The sequence below is a fragment of the Nocardiopsis sp. M1B1 genome, from assembly GCF_052466615.1.
The window spans coordinates 4,092,071-4,114,667 of sequence record NZ_CP196194.1; the positions used below are offsets into that span (position 1 = coordinate 4,092,071).

Annotated in this window: 14 protein-coding genes and 1 pseudogene; 5 read left to right on the top strand and 10 right to left on the bottom strand. The window is 75.5% G+C overall.

Annotated elements, in window-relative coordinates; all coding sequences use genetic code 11:
- Positions 1-218: 218 nt before the first annotated feature.
- Positions 219-1,781, top strand: coding sequence for a hypothetical protein (locus ACSTA4_RS17795; RefSeq protein ID WP_444960249.1), 1,563 nt, complete (start codon positions 219-221; stop codon positions 1,779-1,781).
- Positions 1,782-1,838: 57 nt separating this feature from the next.
- Here the strand turns inward: ACSTA4_RS17795 and ACSTA4_RS17800 are convergent, their stop codons facing one another.
- Positions 1,839-2,294: a GNAT family N-acetyltransferase gene (locus ACSTA4_RS17800; protein WP_444964204.1), complete on the bottom strand. Its 456-nt coding sequence runs from the start codon at positions 2,292-2,294 to the stop codon at positions 1,839-1,841.
- 231 nt (positions 2,295-2,525) lie between these two features.
- On the opposite strand from ACSTA4_RS17800, the gene ACSTA4_RS17805 reads away from it, so the two are divergent.
- Positions 2,526-4,865 carry a hypothetical protein gene (locus tag ACSTA4_RS17805; RefSeq protein ID WP_444960250.1) on the top strand — a complete coding sequence of 780 codons (2,340 nt, stop codon included), beginning with the start codon at positions 2,526-2,528 and terminating at the stop codon, positions 4,863-4,865.
- Here ACSTA4_RS17805 and ACSTA4_RS17810 read toward each other — a convergent pair.
- The 3 genes and pseudogenes from ACSTA4_RS17810 to ACSTA4_RS17820 form a co-directional block, all read right to left on the bottom strand.
- Positions 4,829-5,551: pseudogene (locus ACSTA4_RS17810) on the bottom strand (ATP-binding cassette domain-containing protein); the annotation flags it as partial. The gene ACSTA4_RS17805 and the pseudogene ACSTA4_RS17810 overlap by 37 nt on opposite strands.
- Positions 5,552-5,879: 328 nt before the next feature.
- Positions 5,880-7,082: a CaiB/BaiF CoA transferase family protein gene (locus tag ACSTA4_RS17815; protein ID WP_248770914.1), complete on the bottom strand. Its 1,203-nt coding sequence runs from the start codon at positions 7,080-7,082 to the stop codon at positions 5,880-5,882.
- A gap of 59 nt (positions 7,083-7,141) precedes the next feature.
- Positions 7,142-8,635, bottom strand: coding sequence for a carboxyl transferase domain-containing protein (locus tag ACSTA4_RS17820; RefSeq protein ID WP_444960251.1), 1,494 nt, complete (start codon positions 8,633-8,635; stop codon positions 7,142-7,144).
- Between the two features lie 196 nt (positions 8,636-8,831).
- On the opposite strand from ACSTA4_RS17820, the gene ACSTA4_RS17825 reads away from it, so the two are divergent.
- Positions 8,832-9,536 carry a FadR/GntR family transcriptional regulator gene (locus tag ACSTA4_RS17825; RefSeq protein ID WP_444960252.1) on the top strand — a complete coding sequence of 235 codons (705 nt, stop codon included), beginning with the start codon at positions 8,832-8,834 and terminating at the stop codon, positions 9,534-9,536.
- Between the two features lie 173 nt (positions 9,537-9,709).
- Here ACSTA4_RS17825 and ACSTA4_RS17830 read toward each other — a convergent pair whose 3' ends face one another.
- Both ACSTA4_RS17830 and ACSTA4_RS17835 read right to left on the bottom strand, forming a co-directional pair.
- Positions 9,710-11,083: an SLC13 family permease gene (locus ACSTA4_RS17830; RefSeq protein ID WP_444960253.1), complete on the bottom strand. Its 1,374-nt coding sequence runs from the start codon at positions 11,081-11,083 to the stop codon at positions 9,710-9,712.
- Between the two features lie 134 nt (positions 11,084-11,217).
- On the bottom strand, positions 11,218-11,814 hold the full coding sequence (locus ACSTA4_RS17835) for a histidine phosphatase family protein (RefSeq protein WP_444960254.1): 597 nt from the start codon (positions 11,812-11,814) through the stop codon (positions 11,218-11,220).
- Between the two features lie 152 nt (positions 11,815-11,966).
- On the opposite strand from ACSTA4_RS17835, the gene ACSTA4_RS17840 reads away from it, so the two are divergent.
- Positions 11,967-13,037, top strand: a complete 1,071-nt coding sequence (locus tag ACSTA4_RS17840) for a hypothetical protein (RefSeq protein WP_444960255.1) — start codon at positions 11,967-11,969, stop codon at positions 13,035-13,037.
- 63 nt (positions 13,038-13,100) lie between these two features.
- A complete protein-coding gene (locus ACSTA4_RS17845; protein WP_444960256.1) occupies positions 13,101-14,300 on the top strand; it encodes a hypothetical protein in 1,200 nt (399 codons plus the stop codon).
- A gap of 43 nt (positions 14,301-14,343) precedes the next feature.
- Here the strand turns inward: ACSTA4_RS17845 and ACSTA4_RS17850 are convergent, their stop codons facing one another.
- The 4 genes from ACSTA4_RS17850 to ACSTA4_RS17865 form a co-directional block, all read right to left on the bottom strand.
- Positions 14,344-14,976 carry a M15 family metallopeptidase gene (locus ACSTA4_RS17850; protein ID WP_444960257.1) on the bottom strand — a complete coding sequence of 211 codons (633 nt, stop codon included), beginning with the start codon at positions 14,974-14,976 and terminating at the stop codon, positions 14,344-14,346.
- A 148-nt stretch (positions 14,977-15,124) separates the two neighbouring features.
- A complete protein-coding gene (locus ACSTA4_RS17855; RefSeq protein WP_444960258.1) occupies positions 15,125-19,429 on the bottom strand; it encodes a TIGR02680 family protein in 4,305 nt (1,434 codons plus the stop codon).
- Entirely contained in the window at positions 19,429-20,910 is a 1,482-nt protein-coding gene (locus tag ACSTA4_RS17860; protein ID WP_444960259.1) for a DUF2398 family protein, read from the bottom strand. The genes ACSTA4_RS17855 and ACSTA4_RS17860 overlap by 1 nt, the downstream gene beginning before the upstream one ends.
- Positions 20,910-22,439: a TIGR02677 family protein gene (locus tag ACSTA4_RS17865; RefSeq protein ID WP_248770922.1), complete on the bottom strand. Its 1,530-nt coding sequence runs from the start codon at positions 22,437-22,439 to the stop codon at positions 20,910-20,912. The genes ACSTA4_RS17860 and ACSTA4_RS17865 overlap by 1 nt, the downstream gene beginning before the upstream one ends.
- Between the last annotated feature and the right edge of the window lie 158 nt (positions 22,440-22,597).

Genomic DNA, 22,597 nt, shown 5'->3' on the forward strand with positions numbered 1-22,597 from the left:
GCGCCGTGACGCCTACTCCGGGCCGGGGCGCGGGACGGTTCCGCGAACTCGGGCGGCCCCGGACCGGTGCTCCGGCGCGCGGAGGCGGCCTCATCCCCCGCTTCGGACGGTCTCCGGCGGGGGCGAGGGACGATTTCGGCGTTCTCCCGCGCGGGCCCGCGCGCCGCGGCTAGCCTGATGCCGTTTCAGCGGCTCACGGCACTTCGGGTGGTTTGTCAATGACCGAGCGCATCTACTCCGCCGTGCACGCGTGCCTGGACTGGGCCGAGACGATCGAGCCCCGGCCCGTTCTGGACACCGGCAGCCTGCTCTTCCTGCTGGCCGCCCACATGGACGCCGGCGCACCCGACACCGGGGACTGGTCCACCACCGACGTCCACGACATCGCCCGCACCGTCCGCGACTGGGACAGCGTGCCCGACAACCTCAGGGACACCTGGCTGACCTGGTGCGACTTCCTGGTCGACCAGGGTCGGCTGCTGTCCGCGGAGAGCCCGCGCCGCCTGCGCGCCGCCATCGCCACGGTCGACCTGGCGCCCGGCGGCCCGCCGCCGCCCGAGGACCGGACCGACAGCGCGGCCCTGCCGCTCCTGGACCGGCTCGGCGTCGGCGCGGACGGCGCTCCCGAGGCGCTGCCGACGGTCGTCCCTGCGGAACCGGCCGATCTGGACGCGGCGGCGCGCCGGTGCCGCCCCCTGTCCGAGGCCGCCCGGCTGGCGGCGTGGACGGACGGTGGAAGACCCCTGTGCGCCGAGGGGGACGACGCCCTCACCGCCGCCGACACCACCGGGGCCGCCGCCGACCTGGGGATCGCGCCCGGAAGGGTGGTCGCGCTGTTCGCCGTGGCCAGGGACGCGGGCCTGCTGCGCACCACCTACACCCGGGTGCTGCCGGGCCGGGCGGCGCGGGCCTGGCGGGACGGCGTGCCGGGGGCAGCCGCCGACGCCTGGGCCGACGCCCTGCTGACCATGACCGACCTGCGCGGGGTCACGGCGTTCCTGCTGCTCACCGAACTGTTCGTGCACGGGGACGCGCGCACGCCCGCGCAGCTGGTGGCCGTGTACGGGCCCGGGATCGCCCTGCGCGGGGAGGACCCCATGGAACACGTGCGCCAGGTGCTGGAGACGCTGGAGGGTCTGGGCGCGGTCCGCGGGGTCGGCGGCGGCCGGTTCCGCGTCACGGGCCTCGGCGACCACTTCATGGTGCGCCAACTGCGCCAGACCGGGGCCGACCTCGCGCTGACCCCGCCCCTGTCCGGGATGGACGCCGAGGAGGTGCTCGCCCTGGCGGAGCGGGGCCGTCCGGTGGACGCCGAGGGCCTGTTGGAGCGGTGGGTGGCCGCCCGCGACACCGAGAGCGCGGTGTGCGGTTTGCTGGAGGCCTGCGACGCCCCCGGTTCCTGGCGTCTGCGTGAGCGGGTGGCCCGGGTGATCGCCTCGCTGGAGGAGGACCTGGGCCCGGTGCTGGGTCTGTACGTGCACCACCCCGTCCTGGGCGGGTGGGCCCGGAGGCTGCGCGGCGGGGCCGCGGGGGCGCCCACGTCGCACCAGGAGGTCTGGGCGGTGCTGGACGACTACGCGATCCTGCTGGAGGGCGGCGGGCTCCTCCCCGGCCGGGACCGGGACAGGTACGCCGGGTGCGCGGAGCGGTTCGTCCGCACGGTGTGGCTGACGGGTCACCCGGCCTCGGACACGGTGCTGGACCTGCTGGCGGAGGGGGCGCTGGGCGCGCCCCTGGCCGAGGCCGTTCGGCAGCTGCGCCCCGCCCCGCTCATCCCCTGAGCGGCGGCACCCTTCTCCCGCCCCGGTCCGGGGCGGGAGGACGGGCGTGCGCGGGCTTCAGGCCTTGACGACCAGTTCGTGGACGAGCGCCTCGACGCCGGACGGCGTGACCCAGTCGCGTTCGGGCACCCGCTCGAAACCGCGGGCGCGGTAGACGTACTGGGTCGAGACCATCTCGGGCAGGGTGGCCACCAGCAGCCGGGAGACCCCCTCCTCCCGGGCGCGGTCGACGAGCGCGTTGACCAGGTCGCGCCCCACGCCGCGCCCTCGCGCCTCGGGGGCGACGGCGAAGGCGCGGATCTCGGCCTCGTCGGCGTTGCGGGCGATCTCGCTCTCCGGAGACCAGGGCTCGAACACGGCCGTCCCCAGGAGCCGGTCCTCGTCGGCGGCGACCAGGATCTCGCCGCGACCGTCCGTGCCCAGGAGCCGGAGCGTCTCGACGTAGGCCGGGTTCACGTCCATGAGGCCGTCGGCGGTGTAGGCCGTCACGCGCAGCTCACTGACGGCGTTCATCTCATCGGGAAGTACTCGACGCACGATCATGGACGTCATTCAACATGATGGGAGGGCTCCCCGCCGTTGATCGCCGCACCACCCGGAGCGTCGAAAACGTCACCGTGAGTGACTCTTTACGGAGGTTTATCCCCCGGTCCGGACACGCCGAGCGCCCCCGAACGGAGTTGTCCACAGGCCTCCGGCGGCGCGGCCGCGATCGTGCCACCCTTCTGGTGAGGGGAGGCGCCCATGTCCGACCACACCAGCGGGGAGCCCGTCCCGGCACCGACCGTCCGCGTCTTCAGCGGCTCGGCGGCGCTGGCTGAGGGGGGATGCCCGGCGCACCGCCGGTTCAACGCCGATCCGTCCCCGGGCGCGGACCCGCCGCCGCGCGACGCTCCCGGGGCGGTCCTGGACGCCGTCCTGGACCTGGTCGAGCACGCGGGCATGGCGCTGGAGGAGGCCTGCGCGCGCCTGTCCGTGCCGGGAAGTCCAGGAGGGCCGGAAGGTCTGGGAGAGCCGGGCCGCGCCCTCCCCGGCGGGCGTCCCGCGCCGCCGCATCCGGGGCTGCTGCTCTGGGTCCGGCACGCCGCGCGGTGCTACCTGGAGGGCCTGGCCGGGGACCGCGGGCGCGACGGCCCGCACCGCGCCCCGGTGTTCGACTTCTGGGTCCGCCAGTACCTGCCCGTGCCCGGCTCACCCAACTCCCGGCCCTACGAGCTGTGCGCCCGAGGCCGGAGGTACGCCTACGCGCAGGGGCCGGAACGGGTGCGGGAGCTGCGCGTCCCGGTCACGGGCGCGGTCGGCGCGCAGGCCCGCTCGCGGGCGGAGGTGGCGGTGGCCGCGTACGTGCTCGCCACCGGCACGCCGGTGGACCGCGACGCCTGCGCGGCGCGTCCCGGGCGGTACCGGGGCGGTGCCCCCTACCCGATGCGCGGACAGCGCGGCGGCTTCGACGCCCGGCCACCGGACCGGGTGCGCGTGGTGGAGGCCTCCTGCCTGGACTCCTCCACCGCCGTCCTCTTCGACGGTTCGGCCGCCGAGGCCGGGGAGGCCTTCGCCTCGGCGGGCCGCGAGGGGCTGCGCTCGGCCCTGGTGGGCGGGGCCCGCTCCCCCGGTGGGGACTGCCTGTCCTGTGCGGGGCGCCGCGGCTGCGGTCGGCTGCCGAGAGCGCCGGGACTGCTCGGCCTGGGCGGCGGGCCGTGGCCCCGGCGCTCCTGGTCGGTCTCCCTGGGGCTGCGCCACCGGGGCTGTCCCGCCCGGGCGCACTTCCACGCCCTGGGCCTGCCCGCGGACCCCGGCGCCGAACCGGCGCGGCTGCGGCGCGAACGCGCCGTGCGCGCCTGGCTGGAGCGGCTGCACCGGCGCCTGCCCCGAAGGCCCTGCACCGCCGGGGACCTGCCCGGGGACCGCTCGTCCTGGTCCGCGGGGAGGTGGCGGCTGGAGGGTGGACAGGCGCGTCTGGGCTCCGCCATGATCGCCGCGCACGTCGGGGTCTGCCCGCTGCGCGGGCTGGCCTCGGGCAGCCACGTGCGGGTGGGCCACAGGCTGGCCGCCGACGACACGCGGGCCGACGTCCTGGTTCTGGCCAGGGCCGACGTGCTCCACCACAGGGGCCGGTCCTGGATCTACCGCGCCGTCACCACCACCGCCGACGCGCCAGCCCCGGCAGGGGACGGATGCGCTCCGGCGCAGGCCCGGCCTTCCCCGAGCGGGGACGCACTCCTCGGGGAGGAGGGCGCGCTCTCGCGGGGCGACGACCCGCCCTCCCCGGGTGAAGGTCCGCCGTGCCGGGACGACAACGCGGCCGGTCCGCGCGGGGGCGCCGCCCTGGGAGAGGAACCGCCGCCCCGGGACGGAGGCACGTCCGGTCCGTGCGGGGGCGCTGCGCTCTCCCCGAACGGCGGCGCACCCGCTTCAGGCGAAGGCAGGCCCTCCTTGGAGGACGGCGCGCTCTTCCCGACCGGAGACACCCTGCTCGGAGACGGGGGCGCGGGCCCCGCGAGCGGCGGCAGGCCCTTCCCGGGCGGGAACGCTCTCCTGGATGACCGGAACCGACCCGCTCCGGAAGGGCGTTCGCCGCATCGGGGAGAGGACGCGCCTCCACCAGGCGAGAACGCCCCTTGCCGGAACGGGGGCACTGCCCCCGCCCCGGCCGGAGGCGCGCTCTTCGGGGACGAGGAGGCACTGCTGGCGGCGGAGCCCCGGCTGGCCCTGGCGGTGGGGCTCTTCGCCTGCGGCGCCCTGCCCGCGGGCCCGGACTCGGCCGTGGAACTGGAGGTCCTCGGCCCCCGGGGCGCGTCCGTACGGTCGCTGGACCCGGGGTCGGCACGGGTCCGGGCCACGGCCCGGCGGGTGGTGCGCGAACTCGCCGGACCCTGGCACGGCGACACCTCCCACCTACCTACTCCGGGCGAGGCCTGCCTGGACTGCCCCTACCGGCGCTGGTGCCCGGCGACCGACCTTCCCGACACCCTCCACGGCCCGGGCGCACGGGCCCGGGACCGGCGAGGCGGCGCCGCTCCCGGCCCCGTGCGCGCCCCTCCCCCGGGTCAGGCCGCCGGTTCGCCCTCCTCGGAGAAGCGGTAGGCGCTGGCCTGGAGGTCCCACAGCTCGCGGTAGAGCCCGTCGGCGGCCAGCAGCTCGGCGTGGCCGCCCTGTTCGACCACCCGGCCCCGGTCGAGCACGACGATGTGGTCGGCCATGCGCACCGACGCCAGCCGGTGGGTGATGAGGACGACGGCGGCACCGGTGCGCCCGGCGTGGGCGTGCAGGGAGGAGAAGAAGGCGTGCTCGGCGCGCGCGTCCAGCGCGGCGGTGGGCTCGTCGGCGATGAGCAGCGGCGTGCGCTCACCGTCGTCGCCCCGGTAGAAGCCCCGGGCGGCGGCCAGACGCTGCCACTGCCCTCCCGAGGGCTCGGCGCCGTCCACGAAGCGCTTGTCCAGGAGGGTCTCCCATCCCCGGGCGAGTTCGGCGACCACCGCGTCGGCCCGGGAGGCGCGCGCCGCGCGCTCCAGCCGCCCGGGGTCCGCGCCGGGGCTGCCCATGACCACGTTGCGGCGCGCCGTCAGCGGCCAGTGGGTGTGGTCCTGGGCGATGACCGCGATCCGCTCGCGCAGGCTGGTGCCGTCCACCGAGGCCAGGTCGGTGCCGTCCCAGCGCACCCGTCCGGCGCTGGGCAGATACAGCCCCGACAGCAGTTTGGACAGCGTGGTCTTGCCCGACCCGTTCTCCCCGACCAGGGCGACGGTGCGGCCGCGCCGCAGGGTCAGGCTGCGGGCCTGGAGGCCGCCGTTCGCTCACCGGCACCGGCCCGAATCCCCGCAGGAGGCCGCGGACCCGGGGCCGCGGCCGACGGAACCCGGGTTCTTCCCGTCCCCGGGCAGCTCGCCCGGAGCGGGTGACCGGCGCGGTGGTCCCGTCCGGAGCGGCGGGCGCACCCTCGCGAACACCGCGCGGGGCGGGAACAGCGACCGGCGGCGGGCCCGGTCCGGCGACCCCGACCACGCGCGCCGAGGGGTGCACGACGCCGGACGGCCGCGCCGGTGCCCGAGGGCTCCGGCGCGGCCGTCCGCATGGCTGTCGCGGTGGTCGGTGTGCGGTCTATCCGGCCGGTCGGGCCTCGACCTCGTCGAGCCAGGCCCGCACCGCGTCGTTGTGCTCGCCCAGGGCGGGCGGCGGCAGGTGGCCCGTCCCGGGGGGCTGCGGCGTCTCGTCGGCCGCGGGGTCGAAGCGCAGCGCGGACCCGGGCAGCTCGATCGGGCCGAGCACCGGGTGCTCCACCTCCAGCAGCAGCCCCTGGGAGCGCGTCTGCTCCCACTCGTAGACCTGGTCGATGGTGCGCACCGCGCCGCAGGGCACCCCCACCTCACCGATCCGGCGCAGCCACTCGTCGCGCGTGCCCTGGCCCAGCACCGCCTCCACCTCGGCGATCAGCTCCTCGCGGTGCTCCACCCGGGAGGCGTTGTCGGCGAACCTGGGGTCGCGGGGGTCCAGGCCGAGCAGTCCGGCGAAGCGCTCCCACTGCGCCTCGCCGCCCACCGCCACCTGGAGCATGCCGTCCATGCAGGCGAAGGCGCCGTAGGGGGCGATGGAGGGGTGCTGGTTGCCCAGGGCGGTGGGCACCTCGCGCCCGACCGTCCACCGGGTTCCCTGGAAGGCGTGCACGCCCACGATCGAGGACAGCAGCGAGGTGCGCACCACCCGGCCGCGCCCGGTGCGCTCGCGCTCCAGGAGCGCGGCGAGCACCCCTTGGGCGCCGTTCATACCCGCGAGCAGGTCGCCGATGGCCACGCCCGTCTTGGTCGGTTCCTTGGGCGAGGGGCCGGTCAGGCTCATCAGACCGGCCTCGCCCTGGGCGATCTGGTCGTAGCCCGCCCGTCCGCCCTCGGGCCCGTCGTGCCCGAACCCGCTGATGGAGCAGACCACCAGGCGGGGGTTGAGCTCCTCCAGGCGGCTGGCGGGGAACCCGAGCCGGTCCAGGACGCCGGGGCGGAAGTTCTCCACCAGGACGTCGGCGGCGCGCACGAGCCGGGTCAGCTGCTCCGCGCCGTCCTCGGACTTCAGGTCCAGTTCGATGGACTCCTTGTTGCGGTTGCAGGACAGGAAGTAGGTGCTGATGCGCTCCTCCTCCGGCCCGACGAACGGCGGGCCCCACCCGCGCGTCTCGTCCCCCCTGCCGGGCTGCTCGACCTTGATCACCCGCGCGCCGAGGTCTCCCAGCAGCATGGCCGCGTGCGGTCCGGCCAGCGCCCGCGACAGGTCGATGACCACGATCCCCTTGAGCGGCCCTTGCGAGCGGTCCACGTTCCCTACCTCCTGGTGATTGGTACTGATCCGGTGTTCGTGTCCTGGGCGGCGTGCGCTCAGCCCGCGGCGCACAGGCGGCGGTAGCGCGCGGCGCGTCCGGCGGGCGGTTCGGCGTCCCCGTGCGGCTGCACCGCGGCGAGTTCGCGGGCGATCGCCTCCCCCATGCGCGCGCAGAACGCGCCGTCCTCGTCGGCGGCGTCGCCGAACTCGGGGACCACCCGGTCCACGAGTCCGCGGGCGCGCAGGTCGGCGGAGCCGATGCCCTGGGCCTGGGCCAGTTCCCCGGCGCGGTCGGGGGTGCGGTGGACGATCGCGCTGGCCCCCTCGGGCGGCAGCGGGGCGAGCCAGGCGTGCTCGGCGCACAGGACGCGGTCGGCGGGCAGGAGCGCGATCGCGCCCCCGCCGGTGCCCTGCCCCAGCAGGACCGAGACGGTGGGGGCGGCCAGGGAGGTCATCTCGGCCAGGCAGCGGGCGATCTGACCGGCCGTTCCCCGCTCCTCGGCTTCGGCGGAGAGCGCGGCGCCGGGGGTGTCGATGACGGTGACCAGGGGCAGCCGCAGTTCGGCGGCCAGACGCATGCCCCGGCGGGCCTCGCGCAGCGCGTCCGGTCCCATGGGCTGTTCGGCGCTCTGGCGGGAGCGGTCCTGGCCGACCAGGACGCAGGGCCTGCCGCCGAACCGGGCCAGCGCGGTGACCAGGGCGGGAGAGGCCTCCCCCTCGCCGCTGCCGCGCAGGCGCACCACGTGGCTGGCGGCGTGCCGCAGGAGTTCGCGCACGCCGGGGCGCTCCTTGCGGCGGGAGCGGGTCACCGAGTCCCAGACGGGGGCGGGTGAGCGGGGTTCGGCGGGCGGCGGCGGGGGCGCGGCGGCGGCCGGGCGGTCGAGCAGGACGTCGAGGGCGAGCCCGGCGGCGTCCCTGAGCTGGTCGGGGGGCAGGACGGCGTCGACGAGGCCGTGCCGCTGGAGGTTCTCCGCCCGCTGGACGCCCTCGGGGAACGGCGCGCCGTGCAGCGCCTCGTAGACGCGGGGGCCCAGGAAGCCGACGAGCGCCCCGGGCTCGGCGGCGGTGAGGTGGCCGAGCGATCCCCACGAGGCCAGGACACCTCCGGTGGTGGGGTGGCGCAGGTAGACGAGGTAGGGCAGTCCGGCGGCCTTGTGCGCGGTGACGGCGGCGGTGATCGCCGCCATGGCCACGAAGGCGGGGGTGCCCTCCTGCATGCGGGTGCCGCCCGAGGCCGGGGCGGCCAGCAGGGGAAGCCGCTCCGCGGTGGCGCGTTCGACGGCGGCGACGATGCGCCCGGCGGCGGCGAGCCCCACGGACCCGGCGAGGAAGCCGAACTCGCTGGCCACGACGGCGACGCGGCGGCCGTGCAGCCGCCCCTCCCCCGTCAGGACCGCCTCGTCGCATCCGGTGGCGGCCCGCGCCCGGGTGAGCGCGTCGGCGTAGGCGGGGTCGGGGTCCACGTCCAGGGGCGCCTCGTCCCAGGAGACGTGGGTTCCCGCGTCGAGCGTGCGGTCCAAAAGCTCCCGGGCGGTGTCGCGGGTCTCCACAGCAACCTCCAAATGGTTCAGTGGCTAGGCCACTAGGCCTCACGTCAGGGTGGCACGAAACCACACGTTTTGTGAAGCCCCCGTCGCACCCGATCGCGGGACGCCCGATGCGCCGGTCCCGGGGGCCAACCGACCGGATGCTCTAGCCTGGAAGTCCCTCACCACAGTCAGATCCGAGGATCAGGAGCCAGCGAGCGTGCCTACCAAGCCCCGACCCCGGCCCCCGGCGCGCCCGCGCCTGTACGAGCAGCTCGTGGAGCGCCTCGTGGAACACATGCGGGACGCCGGTCTGGGCGTGGGCGACCGCCTGCCGCCCGAGCGCGAGCTGGCCGTCGCGCTGGAGGTGAGCCGGGCCTCGGTGAGCCAGGCGCTGGTGGCGCTGGAGGTCCAGGGGGTCATCGAGGTGCGGCACGGGGACGGCGCGATCATCCGCCAGACCGTCTCCGAGCAGGGGGTTCTCGCCCTCCTGCGCGACCGGGCCAACCGGCGCGCGGAGATCATCGAGGCCCGTCAGGCGCTGGAGGTCAAGCTGACGGAGCTGGCCGCCGTGCGCCGCACGCCCGAGGACTTGGTCGCGATCGACGCCGCCCTGGAGCTGATGCGCCAGGAGGTGGCCAACGGCGACCGCGGTGTCACCGGCGACGAGCGCTTCCACGCGGCGATCACCACGGCCGCGCGCTCGCGCCTGCTGGCGCGGATGATGAACGAGATCGCCCCGATGATCCGGGAGACCCGCCTGGAGTCGCTGTCGCAGCCGGACCGGCCCCGGGCCTCGCTCGACGGGCACGAGCGCATCGCCTCGGCCATCCGCTCGGGCGACCCCAAGGCGGCCGCCGACGCGATGCGCGACCACCTCCTGCTGGTCTCGGCCGTCAACGGGGACGCCCCGGTCATCCCCTGAACCGGCTCAGTGGCTCACAGGCCTGGCCTTCGAACCGGCTGGGCACCGCCTCCCCGGCCACGGGGCGGCGGAGACGTGCGCCGGCGGGCGCGGAGGGGTCCGGAAAACGAACCGGACCCCCCGCGTTCCCGGGGCCGCCGAGCGGCCCCGACTGCCCTTGAAAGGCACTGCCGTCACAGCAGCCCCGGCACCACCAGCACACCCCAGGCGACCAGCGGGCCCACCAGGACCACGATGCCGCTGTAGATCAGCATCTGACGGTAGAAGCGGGACGGGTCCACCCCGGTCGCGTTGGCCAGCACCAGGGCGCCGTTGGTGGAGAAGGGGCTGACGTCGACGATGGTGGAGGAGATCGCCAGGGCCACGATCACGCCGGTCGCGCTGATGTCGCCCATGAGCAGGAACGGTATGGCCAGCGGGATGGTCGCGCCCAGGATCGCGGTCGAGGAGGCGAAGGCCGACACCACGGCACCGATGTAGCACAGCAGCAGCGCCACCAGGAGCGGGGCGCCCAGGCTGGCCGCCCCGTCGCCGACGTACTCGATGGTCCCCGCGCTCTCCATGACGCCGACGAAGGTCAGCATGCCGGTGATCAGCAGGACCGTGGACCAGCTGATCTGGGAGAGCACGTCCTTCTGCGACTGCGGCGCGATCAGCGCCAGCACCACGCTGACGGTCAGGGCGACGAAGCCGACGTCCAGGCCCACGCCCAGGGCGAGGACGCCCAGCGCGACGATGCCCACCAGGGTGGCGATCTGCTCGAACCGGACCGGGGCGCTCTCGGAGGCGGTGCCGCCGCTCCCGGCCGCGGCGCCGTCGGCCGCCCCGCTCGCGGCGGGGGTGTCGGCGGGGCCGCCGGTGGCCAGCGCGACCGATCCGGAGTCCGAGCCGCCGGAGGTGCGGGCGGCCTCGGTGACGGCCTCGGCCTCGTGCGCGCGGAGGCCGAAGAGGCGGTTGCCGCCCAGCGAGACGAACAGGATCAACGCGATGCCCAGGTTGAAGACCAGGCTGCCGAGGAACAGCGTGATGGGGGAGACCGAGAGCCCGCTGTCGGCGACGATGCCGTTCACCGTCACGCCGTAGACGCTGACCGGGGAGAACCCGCCTCCCTGGGCGCCGTGGACCACCATCATGCCCATCAGCAGCGGGTTGATCCGGTACCGGGCGGCGAAGCTCAGCGCGATCGGCGCGACGATCGCCACGGCCGCCGGGCCGAGCGCGCCCACACCCGTCAGCACGGCGGAGATGCCGAACATGATCCACGGGATCGCGGCCACCCGGCCGCCGACCATGCGGGTGGCGCCGCGTACGAGCAGGTCGATCGTCCCGTTGTTCTTCGCGATGGCGAAGAGGTAGGTGACGCCCACCAGGGTGAGGAACAGGTCGGCGGGGAACCCGCCGAGGACCGCGTCGGCGTCCATCCCGAGGACCAGGAGCCCGACCATGAAGGCCGCGACGAAGGCCAGCGCGCCGATGTTGATCGGCAGGACGGTGGCGATGACGAACATCGCCAAGAGGACGAGGATGGTGAGAAGCTGAGGGGTCATGACATACCGATCAGAGGGACAGTTGGGGCTGTGATCTGGGCCATAAGGCTAGTGGCCTAGCCAATAGGCCTTTGTGACTTCTGTCAAGTCCTCCGACCACAAGATCCCCGGTCCCGGCGCCTGGAGCCCTCCGCTCAGGTCGGCACGTTCCACGATGTGAGCACGGGACGGCCGTGCTCGCGGCCCAGCGTGCTCACCGTGGCCGTCTCCAGCCGGAACAGCGCCCCCTCGGCGGGCGGCAGGCCCAGCCAGCGCGCGGTGAGCACCCGCAGGACGTGGCTGTGCGCCACCAGCACCACGTCGGCCCCTCCCCCGCCGTCGAGCAGGGGCGTCAGCCGCGCCAGGACCCGGTCGACGCGGTCCCCGACCTGTTCCACGCTCTCCCCCGGATGCCCCGGGCCGCCCGGCACGATCCCGTCGTGCCACAGGTACCAGCCGGGACGCCCGACCTGGATGTCGGCGGTGGTGATCCCCTCGTAACCGCCGTAGTCCCACTCGGTCAGGTCGGGGTCGGTCTCGCTCACGCGCAGCCCGGCCAGTTCGGCGGTGCGCGCGGCCCGCCGCAGCGGGCTGGTCACCACCCGCCCGACCTCGCGCGCGGCCAGCAGCGGGCGCAGCGCCCGCGCCTGCCGCTCCCCCTCCTCGGTCAGGGGGATGTCGGTGAGTCCGGTGTGGCGCCGCGTACGGCTCCACTCGGTCTGTCCGTGCCTGATCAGCACCATGTCGCCCATGGCCCTGTTCCTGCCCCGGAAGGGGGCGGCGAACTCCTCCGACCCGGCCGGGGGCCCGGTCCGCCCGCGGCCTCCCGACCAGGCGGAGCACGGGGGGAGTGCGGCGGACGGCCACCTTTGACAGCCCCACCCGTTTCGAGCACGATGTCCGGATGAGGATGCCCACCAGGGCGGTCGCCGCCGTCAGCGCCGCCGTGGGCACGGCGCTCGCCGTCGCGGGCGGCTACCTGGTGTACGACGCCCACCCGCGCGAGGATCCGGCCGAGGCGCTGCTGCGGGCGGCGGCCGCGGTCGAGGCGAGCCCCGGTCTGGTCGTGCGGGTCACCCGGACCCCCGCCGGGGGCGGCGACGAGGGGGCCGACGCGGACGCCGTCCACCAGGTGTGGCCCGGGGGCGCGACCCGCTTCACCGTGCGCCACACGGCGGTCAGCGGCGCCCTGAGCATCGAGCCGGAGGACGCGGACCTGGGGTACGGCCTCATCGTCAACGGCGACGGCCCCTTCCTCCACGTCGAACCGGGCGGCTCCGCGGCCGTCGAGGAACTCCTCGCCGACGCCGGGCCCCGGGAGCGGGCCGCCCTGTTCCCGGCCGAGGACTACGGACCCGGGCTGCTCTCCGGTCTGCTGACCTCCCTGGCCGCGGACCCGGACCTGGCGCGGGCCCCTTCCGGGAGCGCTCCCAGAGCGGACGCCGGTCCGGTCCTGGAGGGCGACCTGGCCGCCTGGGACCTGGACCTGGGCCGCGTCCTGCCCCGGGAGGGCACCGGCCGCGTGGAGCTGACCGGGGACGGCCTGCCCGCCCGCGTGGAGTTCACCGTGCCCGGGGCCCGCCTGGAGCTGGAGCCGACCCTGCTGGACCGGCCCGCCGACCTGCCCGTTCCCCTGACCGCCGCTTCCGGGCAGGACGCGGACGGCGCGGGCCCGTGGTGGCCCGGCCGTACCGAACAACTGGTCACGCCCGTCTGCGGCCGGGTGGGCGAGGAGGGGGGCCAGTGGTGGGTGGTCACCGTGTCCTGGACCATGCCGTGCGCGCGTGCCGTGCCCGTGGCCTCGACGCTGCTGACGGCGCGTCCCCGGCTCACCCCCGGGACCGAGGAGTTCTTCTCCGCGCCGGTCGGCGTCGGCGGCATGGCCTGCCGCTGGGCGACCGTCGGCGGCGCCTCCTGGCGTCCGCACGGCTGCACCGGGCCGGGGTCGGCCGCCTTCGAACTGCGTTCCTGGTGAGCCCGGGGCGCGAATCCGCCGGACGCCGGACACGGAAGAGCTTTCGTCGCTACGCTCCTGACCATGACGCAGCACACCGCCACCAGCGACGTGCGGGATCCCCTTCCCGACGAGATCCCCCAGCCCCGTTTCCACCGGCCCAACGAGGACCTGGCCGCGGCCATGGAGTGCGCGCGCTGCAAGGAGCAGGGCATCAGCGTGCCGCCGGGGGGCGCGCCCGAGCGGCTGACCAACTCCGAAGCCAAGAAGGCCAAGAAGGCGAGGAAGCGCGCCCTGGAGGAGGCCAGGCGCAGGCCCCAGGAGAAGATCCCGGCCGACCGCAGGCGCGTGCCGCGGATGGGCCCCCACCACGCGGAGTTCTTCCGCGAGCTGTGGGAGCGCGTGGCCTCCGAGGGCGCTGGCTCCTCCCCCGACAGCCGCCTGCTCGCCCTCACCTTCACCCTGCGGGGCGCGCTGAAGGGCTGGGCGAACTTCACCGCCCAGGACCTGCGCATCCTGCGCCTGGAGGACGCCCACGCCGCCCTGAGCGACCTGACCTCCTCGGGGTGGCTGGGCACGACGCCGGAGACGGTGATCGAGTCCGACGCCGCGAACCCGGCCCGGTGCGACCTGCCGAGCCTGGACGGCAACACCTGGAAGCTGGGCAACGGCGTCCGTTCGCGGGCCTCGGGCTGGCTCTCGCGCACCCTCGCCCACAAGAAGATGCGCAAGAAGCCCAACCGGCTCCGCCTCGTGGGGGCCTACCTCGCGCTGTGGGCCGAGCCCGACGGCCGCATCCGCGTCCCGGCCGCGGACATCGTGACCTCCTGCGCCCTGTCCGGCACCGACGAGCTGGCGGAACTGCTGGCGTGGCTGACGGAGATCTCCTGGGTCGAGGGCCTGGGCGTGGACGGCGGCGCCGTGGTGGCCCGCCTCACCGAGGTCACCCTGCCGCTGGCCTACGTGCCCCTCCCCGAGCCGACGCCGCCGGACACCGCACCGGCGACCACGCCGCTGGACGTGCCCGTGGCCGACCGCGCCCGTGAGCTGGTCTCGGGCCGCGGGGAGCGGGTGTCCCGCTGGGTGGACGAATACCGGGAGGAGCACGGGCACGGTCCCAGCTGGTCGGCGGTGGCCGGGGCCTTCGGGTGGCCGCCGCGCCAGGCGCCCGACCACGACGTCACCCACGAGGTGTTCCGCCTGCTGGCCGAGGACGGCTGGCTGACCGGTTTCGGCGTGCCCTTCGGGCTGCGCTCGGGGCCGGGCGGCCCGGAGAAGGGCTGATCCGGCGCGCGGGCGGGGCGCGGAGCCCCGCCCGGTTCCGCCGCTAACCCGCGGCGTCGGACAGCATGGCGGGGCAGTCCCCGCCGGGCTCGGTGAGCAGTTCGAAGTGCCACATCTCATTGGCGTAGACCTGGCACAGCCCGTAGGCCGAGCCGCGGCGGACGACCCAGTCGGCGGCGTCGGTCGGACCAATGTCGATCGCCTCCCCGGTCACGTGCCTGGACTCCTCCGGGGTGCTGACCAGCCTCCTGGCCTCCTCGCGCGACCCGTAGTTGAGGATGGCCTGGTCGAGCAGGTGCCGCTGGTACTCCCCGCTGCGCCAGCCCGACGTGACGTGGAGGACGATCCCGTCCTCCAGGGCGTCGCGGGACGCCTCCTGCACGGCCTCCAGCAGCGCGCCGTCCAGGCGGGCGATCGAGGGGTAGTGCGTGTCGAAGGCGGTGACCGACAGGTCGTCCGGAAGGGCGCCGTCCTCAGCGGTGAAGGTCCTCTCCTCTCGTTCCGGCACCAGCACGTTCACCGACCAGGCCGCCAGCGCGAGGGCCGCCGCGGCGCATAGGGCCCCGGCCAACCAGTACCGGGGCCGCCGCCCGCGGCCGAGCGGGCGGCGGGGACGCCCGTCCGCGTCTCCGGCGGGGAGGCCCTCCAGCGTCTCCCGCTTCGTCACTGCGCTCATCCTTCACCTTCCGGGCATCGCGTGCGCGATGTGTGGGGTCCTTGTCGACCCCGAGTGAAGTACGAGCGGTGTTGCACGGATGTGTTGTTTCCCGGCACGGCCACGGCGGGCCTTCGGGAGGAGGCCGCCGGGGCCGTGCCGGGACCGCTCAGGCGTCGGCGTCCTCCAGCAGGGTTCCGGCCGAGGAGAGCGGGGCGAACCGGCTGGGGGTGATGCCCAGCAGTCGCGCGGCCAGCTCCTCGTTGCCGGAGAACCCGGCGTCGGCGTCGACGGTCTGGGTGCCGTCCCAGAGCATGAGCATCGCCGAGACGGTGTGCGCCCCCTTGTCGTGGTGCATGTCGTAGTGGGCGGCCATGGGCACGCTGTCGTAGTGCACCCACAGGTCGTGCCCGGTCATGAACATGTCCAGGTCGAAGGTGACCGTCAGCCCCATGAGCTCGGGCTTGTAGCGGTCGTCGATCCCGGCGAAGGCCTCGTCCAGGGCCACCATCCGGGGGCAGGTGGGCGCGGCCGAGGTGTACAGGGCGTTGGCGGCGGCGAACAGCGGCAGGTGGATCGCGGCGGACTTCTCGCCGCCCGACATTTGCTCGTGCTTGTTCCTGGTGAGCTTGGCCTCCTCCTGGCCCGGCACGGCCAGGCGCAGCTCGAAGCGGTACCAGGTGCGGTAGTCCAGCACCGCCGACAGGACCTGCTTGTAGGTGGCGCGCGGGTGGGCGGCGTGGTGCTCGCGGATCATCTCCCGCAGGACCTCGCGCAGCCGGGTCAGCCCCGAGGCGCCCAGCTCGTCGGTGTCGCGCCGGACCAGGCGGGCGGCGGTGGCCTGGTGCTCGGTGACGCGGTCCGAGCGGCTCCAGCGGATGCCGATCCGGGTGCCCGAGGACATGGGCCGCGAACGGGTGTCGCCGTCCATTCTGACGACCAGGTCGCGGGCCACCCGCACCCGCTCGTGGATCTGCTGGGCGATGCCGGTGAGCAGTTCGTCCTCCAGCACCCCGCGCTCCTCCTCGCGCAGGAGCGCGCCCTGCTCCTCGACGCGTTCGGCGATGACGCGGGCGAAGGCGGAGACGGGGTTGCGGCCGGTCTCGTCGTTGACGAACACGGTGATAACGCCGCTGACCCCGAGTTCGTGGTCGACCCGGTAGCCCTCGGCGTCGCCGCCCAGGGTGTCCTGGAAGGTGCGCAGGGCGTTGGAGATGCGCGTGGAGACGGTCTTGAGGTCGCCGTCGGTGACCGGAGTCCCGGAGCCGACGACGGCGGTGAACGCGTCGAGCAGCTGCCCGGCGTGGCCGGGCAGGACCGCGCGCACGGCGGCCTCCGGGTCGCCGGAGGCCGCGGCCAGGACCTGTTCGGCGGCCTCCTCGGGGGCGGGCCAGGAGCGCCGGTCCGGCCAGGCGTGCGCGGTGTCCACGCCCAGGGTGGCGCGCAGGTCGGGATGGGTGAGGGCGGCGAAGGCGTCGGCCTGCTCGAACAGAGCGGCGAGGGAGTCGGTGAGGGCCCGCTGCCCGCCCTCCAGCTTCTCGTCGGCCCGGATCATGGCCTCGTTGGCGGCCGCGGCCTCCTTCTGGGCGGCCTGGTGCTCCTCACGCGCCCGGTGCAGCTCCTCCTTGACCTGTTCGAGCTCGGCCATGAGCTCGCGGACCGGGGCGTCGATGCCCTCCTGCTTGGCGGCCAGCTCGGCCGCGGCGCGCTCGTGCTCGCGGGTGCGCTCCTCGTGGCGTTCGCGGTCCTCCTCCAGCCGTGCGCGCAGGCGGTCCAGGGTCTCCTTCCGGCCGTCCAGGTCGGCGGTGTGCCGGTCGACCTCGGCGCGGGCGGAGTGCAGTCGGCGCGCGGTCTCCAGGAAGTCGTCCACGGCGCGGGCGACGGCGTCCACCGCCTCGGGCTGGGCGGGCATGGCGCGTTCGGCGGCCACCGCGCGCACCTGGTGGCGGTGGGCGTCGGCCTCGGCGACCGCGGCGTCCAAGTCGCGGCGGCGCTCCTCGCTCTCGGCCCGCGCCGAGGCCAGGAGGGTGGACTGCTGCTCGACCCGGCGCACGGCCCGGTCGATCGTGGCGGTCTCGGGCAGGGCTGCGCGGGCCCGGGTGAAGGCCTTGAGGAGCTCGCCCGCCCGGTCGAGCTGTTCGGCGACCCGCGCGCGCCGCTCGTCGAGTTCGGCGATGCGCGCGTCGCACTCGGCCAGGCGTTCGAGGCGGCGGTGGGCGCGGTTGGTGGCGCCGATGAACTCGGGGGCGGCCTTGGGGCTGACGCCCACCAGCACCCCCTGGGCGAACCGCGCGCCGGTGCTGACGGTGTGCGCCGACGCTCCCCCCGTGCCCGCGGCGTCGGCGGCACCCCCGGCAGCGGCCGCCCCGGGGGGCTGGACGGCGTCCGCGAAGCCGGCCGGGGCGTCGCCGTCGTGGACCAGGCGCACCGACGCCAGGACGCGGGCGATGACGTGCTCGGGGACCAGGTCCTGCTGCTCGGGCACCAGCACGTCGGCCAGGGTGGGGCCCTCGGGCGCGGCCACACCCTCGGCGGGCAGCAGGTAGGCGTCGGCCCCGCCCGAGGCGAGCGCGGCGCGGGTGGCGTCGGCGTCGGGGTGCACCCAGGCGGTGAGCAGGCCCGCGCCGTACAGGGCGCCCTCGACGGCGGCGGCCTCGTCCTCGCCCACCGCGTCGGCGAAGCGGACCAGCTGCCACAGCGGGGCGCCGGGGCGCCCCTCGCGGGAGGCGGTGCGCAGCGCGTCGGCGGGCGGGGCGTCGTCGCGTTCGGCGGCGATGTCCGCGCGCTCACGGGTGAGGCGGTCGATCTCGGCGCCGAGCCGGTCCCGGTCGGTCTCCAGGGTGCGCGTGTGCGCGGCGGCGTCCAGGCGCTGCTGGTCGGTGTGCTCGCCGTAGACCTCCGACACCGTGGGGGTGCCGGGGCGGCCGACGCCCTCCAGTGCCTCGGTCAGGGCCGCGACGCAGGCGTCGTCGGTGACCGGCGCGGGGCCCTCGGCCCAGTGCGCGGCCCAGGCGGTGAGGGCGTCGGCGGCGGTGGCGCGGGCGGCGGCCAGGTCGTCGGCGGCGCGGGCGCACTCCGCCTCGCCGCGTCCGAGCCTGTCCTCGGCCTGGGCGGCGGCCCGTTCGGCGGTGCCGCGCGCGGTCTCGGCGCGGGCGAGTTCGGCGAGGCGCTCGCGGACCGCGGCCACGTCGGCGCGGCGGGCGGTCGCGCGCGCCCGCGCGGTGGCGGACAGGTCGTCGCCGGTGTCGGCGGGGCCCTCCCCGTCGTGGTCGAGCCCGGCCTGGGCGGCGTTCTCGGCCAGCTCCGCGGCCAGTTCGGCGGCGTGTGCCCGCCCGTGTTCGAGGTCGGCGGCGACCCGGTCGGCCTCGCGGTGGAGGGCGGTGACCTCCCCGGCCTGGTCGTCCAGTCTGGCCCGCTGTTCGGCCAGGGCGCGGGCGTTCTCGGCGCTGTGCGCGCGTTCGATCTCCAGGGCGGCGTGGCTGCGGAAGGCCTCGTTCGCCTCCAGTCCGCCCCTGCGCGCGGCGAGCCGACGGATTCGGGCGTCGTGCTCCTCGGCCCGGTCGGTGGCGGCCGCGTGCGTGAGCGTGGCGCGCTCGCGGGTGTCGCGGGCCTCGGCGATAGCGCGGGCCTGCTCGGCGGTCTGGCCGGTGGCGGTGTGCACGCGGGCCAGACGGTGGCGGGCGTGGGCGGTGAGGTAGGCGGCGTACTCCCCGACGAAGGCCGTGGTCGCGGTGTGCGCTGTAGTGGCCTGGTCGAAGCGGCGCTGGACGGCGGCCAGGTTGGTGAAGTCGCGGGCGGCCTGGTCGACGAGTTCCTCGTCCAGGGGGCTCAGGCCGCTGGTGAGGGTCTCGGAGACCTTCTCGGGGTCCAGGTCCTTGGCCAGCAGGGGGCGGCGCAGCGCCAGGAGCAGGTCGAGCAGCTGGACGTAGCGCTCGCCCAGGCCGAACAGGCGCGCGTCCACGGCGCGGCGGTAGTCGGCCGCGGTGGAGCGGAAGGCGTCCTCGCCGAGCACCCCCTTGAGCTGGCGCTCGGTGAGCGGACGGCCGTCGGTGGCGAGCAGGCCGAAGTCCACGCCCAGGCGCTGGTCGGTGACGAAGAAGGAGGGGGTCACGCCGTCGCGGTGGCGGTGCGCGCGCAGGCCGATGACCAGGGTGACCGTCTCGGTCCCCTCCCCCTCCGCGCCGGTGCGGGCGAACTCCATCCACACGTACCCGTACTCGGAGTCCTGGCCGCGGTAGAGCAGGTTGGACTTCATGGTGCGGTTCTGGCCGCTGAAGGGGTCCAGGCGGCGGGCGTCGGTGTACCCGTCCAGGATGAACGGGAAGAGGACCTCCAGCGCCTTGGTCTTGCCCGAGCCGTTGTGTCCGCGCAGGACGAGGCGCCCGTCGGCGAACACGAACTCCTCGTCGACGTAGTCCCAGACGTTGATCACGCCGGCGCGGCTGGGCCGGAATCGGTCGCTCCTGGGGGACATTACTTTCCTTCCGAGAAGGTGGAGGCGGCTGCGGGGGCGGTGTCGGGCGGGGCGTCGGAGGAGGCGTCCGCGGTGCCCTCGGTGTCGGCTGCCCCGGTGGGGCCCCGCTCCCCCGGCGGGGGTTCGGTCAGCCCCAGGGGCAGCTGTCCCCCGTCGGCGCGCTCGGGCAGCGCGCCCTGGATGTTGCGGTAACGGGAGGCGGCGGGTAGCACCAGGGCGCCGCCGGGGACCGGCCGGATGAGGGAGAGTTCGGCGAGCAGGGTCAGGGCGGCGTCCAGCAGCCCGTAGGGGTCCTGCTGCCAGGCTCCGCCGAAGGAGGCGGCGCCGAACTCCGCGTAGAGCTCGTGGATCATGGTCTCCCAGCGTCCGCGTTCGACCAGGGGGACCTCCAGCAGCGCCGCGGCCTCCTCCCGCTCCCCGGCGGGCTCCAGCGTCCAGGCCAGGTCGGCCACGACGCCGTCGCGGGGCAGACCGGCGTCCACGAGCCGGACGAGTTCGGCCTGGTCGTCGGCGTGCGGGGGCACCTGGAGCCGGACCAGCGCGGCCAGGGAGGTCTCCAGCAGGTCGGCCACCTTGGCCAGCAGCAGCCCGGCGGTGCGGTTGACCGCCCCGCCCCGGCCCGGGAAGGGCCGGTCGGTGAAGGTGCCCGCCGGGTCGGCCAGCAGGACGCCCTCGGCGCGGCGCTCCACGCTCAGCCCGGTGGCGCGGGCCAGGTCCTCGGCCACGCCCCGGCCGCGCAGGACCGCGGCCACGGCCGGTTCGACGTCGGCGTAGTACACGACCGGCCGCTCCACCAGGAGCCGCCGCGCCCGCCGGGCCGCCTGCTCGCGCGGCGAGGCCTCGGTGAGCGGGTCGGCGAGCAGCCCGGCGACGCTGCCCAGGTGCTGGACCGGGCGCGCCGGACGGAACAGCAGCTCGCACACCTCGTGGTCGATGTCGAACAGGGCGTCTCCCTGCTCGCCGCCCGCAGCCCACGCCTCCAGGGAGCCGTCGGACAGGTGGAGCGCGCCGCGGTCCACCAGCCAGTGGGCGACGTCGACCAGCGCGGCCTTGTGGGCGCCGTCGGTGGGGTCGTAGCCCAGCCCGCCGACGGCGTTGGCCGCGGGGGTGAACCGGGCGACCAGGTCGGCGAGGCTGATCTCGATCTGGGAGCGCTGGAAGGCGGCCAGCACCAGGCACAGGTAGGCGAGTCTGCGCCGGTCGAAGGGTTTGCCCCGGCGCGAGAAGGTCTGGCGCTGGGTGGGGTCCAGGGCGTCGAGTTCGCGGACCAGGCGCACGTGGTCGGTGGTGGCGACCAGGGTGTAGCCGAAGAGCCGCTCCAGGTCGGAGGCGAGTTCGTCGGCCCAGCGCAGCACCTGGTCCAGGACTCCGGGACGCGGGCGCGCGGCGGTGATGAGGTCGCAGGTCAGGACGCGGCGCATGGCCTGCTGGTAGGAGCCCAGATCGGCGGGTGCGACCGTGCGGGCGAAGAGTCGGGGCATCAGGTGTTCTTCGTTCGGGGCCGGTGGCCGGTGGCCTCCAGGCGCAGGCCCGGCAGGTGGATGCGGCCCTGGCTGGTGTGGACGGTGCTGCCCGCCGGGTCGGGGACCAGGCGGACCATGGTGCCGTCGCCCTCGCCGCTGGCCGAGGACAGGCGTCCGGCGACGACGCTGCGCGACTCCAGGGCGCGGGTGACCAGGCGCAGCAGGACGCGGGTGTCGGTCTCGTCCAGGACCCGGCCGTGGGCGCCCAGGTCGACCAGGCGGGCCGCGGCCTCGCGTTCGGCGGCCCGGCCGGCGGCCTGCTGTCCGCGCAGGCGCGCCTGGGCGCCGGGGTTGCGCCGCACCGGCTTGGGCACGCCCGCGTTGGGGGCGTTGCCGCTGCGGAACAGGGTGACCGACACCTCCACGCCGGGGGCGTCCCACCAGGTCGTGTTGGGCGGGATCTGTTCCTCGTCGTCGTGGGCCGCGCCCAGGTGGCGGGCGGAGCGGACGTTGAAGGCGGCGCCCATCAGGGCGTGCGCGGCGCCGTCGTCGGGGGTGTGGAACACCCACTCGGCGAGGTGGCGCAGCTGGGTGGAGCGGTTGACCCCGCCGCGCTGGGCCTCGGTGATCTGGCGCAGCAGGGCGATGACGCCCGAGACGGCCGACCGGGTGGCCGCGTGGAGTTCGGCGGCCCGCGCGGGGATGGCGTCGTCGGAGGCGAACCAGGCGCGCAGGGCCCGCCAGCGGCGCCGCCAGTCGGCCAGGCGCTCGTCGCGCTCCATGAACAGGCGCTCGTCGGAGTCGGCGGCGCGGGAGAGCAGCGTGGCCAGCCCGGTCTCCTCCACCTCGCGCACGGCGCGGTCCAGGCGGGGCAGGTAGCGGTCGAGTTCGGCCATGAAGTCGCTCATGTGCACCAGCAGGGCGTTCTTGTGGCGCAGGAAGATGTCCGGGGAGGTGTCGGTGGAGCGCAGGATCTCACCGAGGGTGACGTGGAACTGGGCGGAGCGGCGCCCCATGTCCTCCATGACCGCGTCCAGGCGCGCGAGCCTGCGGTAGACCTGTTCGGCCCGGCCGGTGCGGTTGGCCTCGGCCAGGGCGCGCAGGTCGTCCAGGACCTCGGAGAAGACCAGCCGGGACAGGTTGACGTCCTCGATGCGGGCGCCGAGCAGGTTCTCGACCGACTGGTAGGCGCGGTAGCCGAGCTCGCTGAACTGGTAGACCGACTGGCGGTTGCGGTAGCGGGCCAGGTTGCCCGCCCGCGAGGCGTCGTCGAAGCGGTGCACGACGCGGTCGGCGTGCAGTTCGTCCAGGCGGTCGCGCAGGCTCCGGTCGGGCACGGGCACCCCGTCGTGGGACCGGGCGAGCTCGCGCAGGGCCTCGGCGACGTCGTCGGGGGCCACCTGGACCTGGTGGACCTCGCGCAGGCGGTCCATGGCCCGCAGGATCCACAGGTAGGTGACGTGGTCGTCGCGACGGGTGAAGTTGAACAGACGGAACCGGTCGCTGACCGCGAGCGAGTCCATGTCGAGGGCTCTGCGTTCGACCACGGGCCGCCCCTTCGGTTGGTGTGCGCGTTGCCGGGGCGGACCTCGGACCGGTCGCGCCTCCATCACTAACGCTAGGTGACCGAAGGGACGGTACACCCGTTTTCCACAGGCCCGGTTCGGGAGGAGGCCCGGTGCCCCGGCGAAAGCCGCGCCCGGCG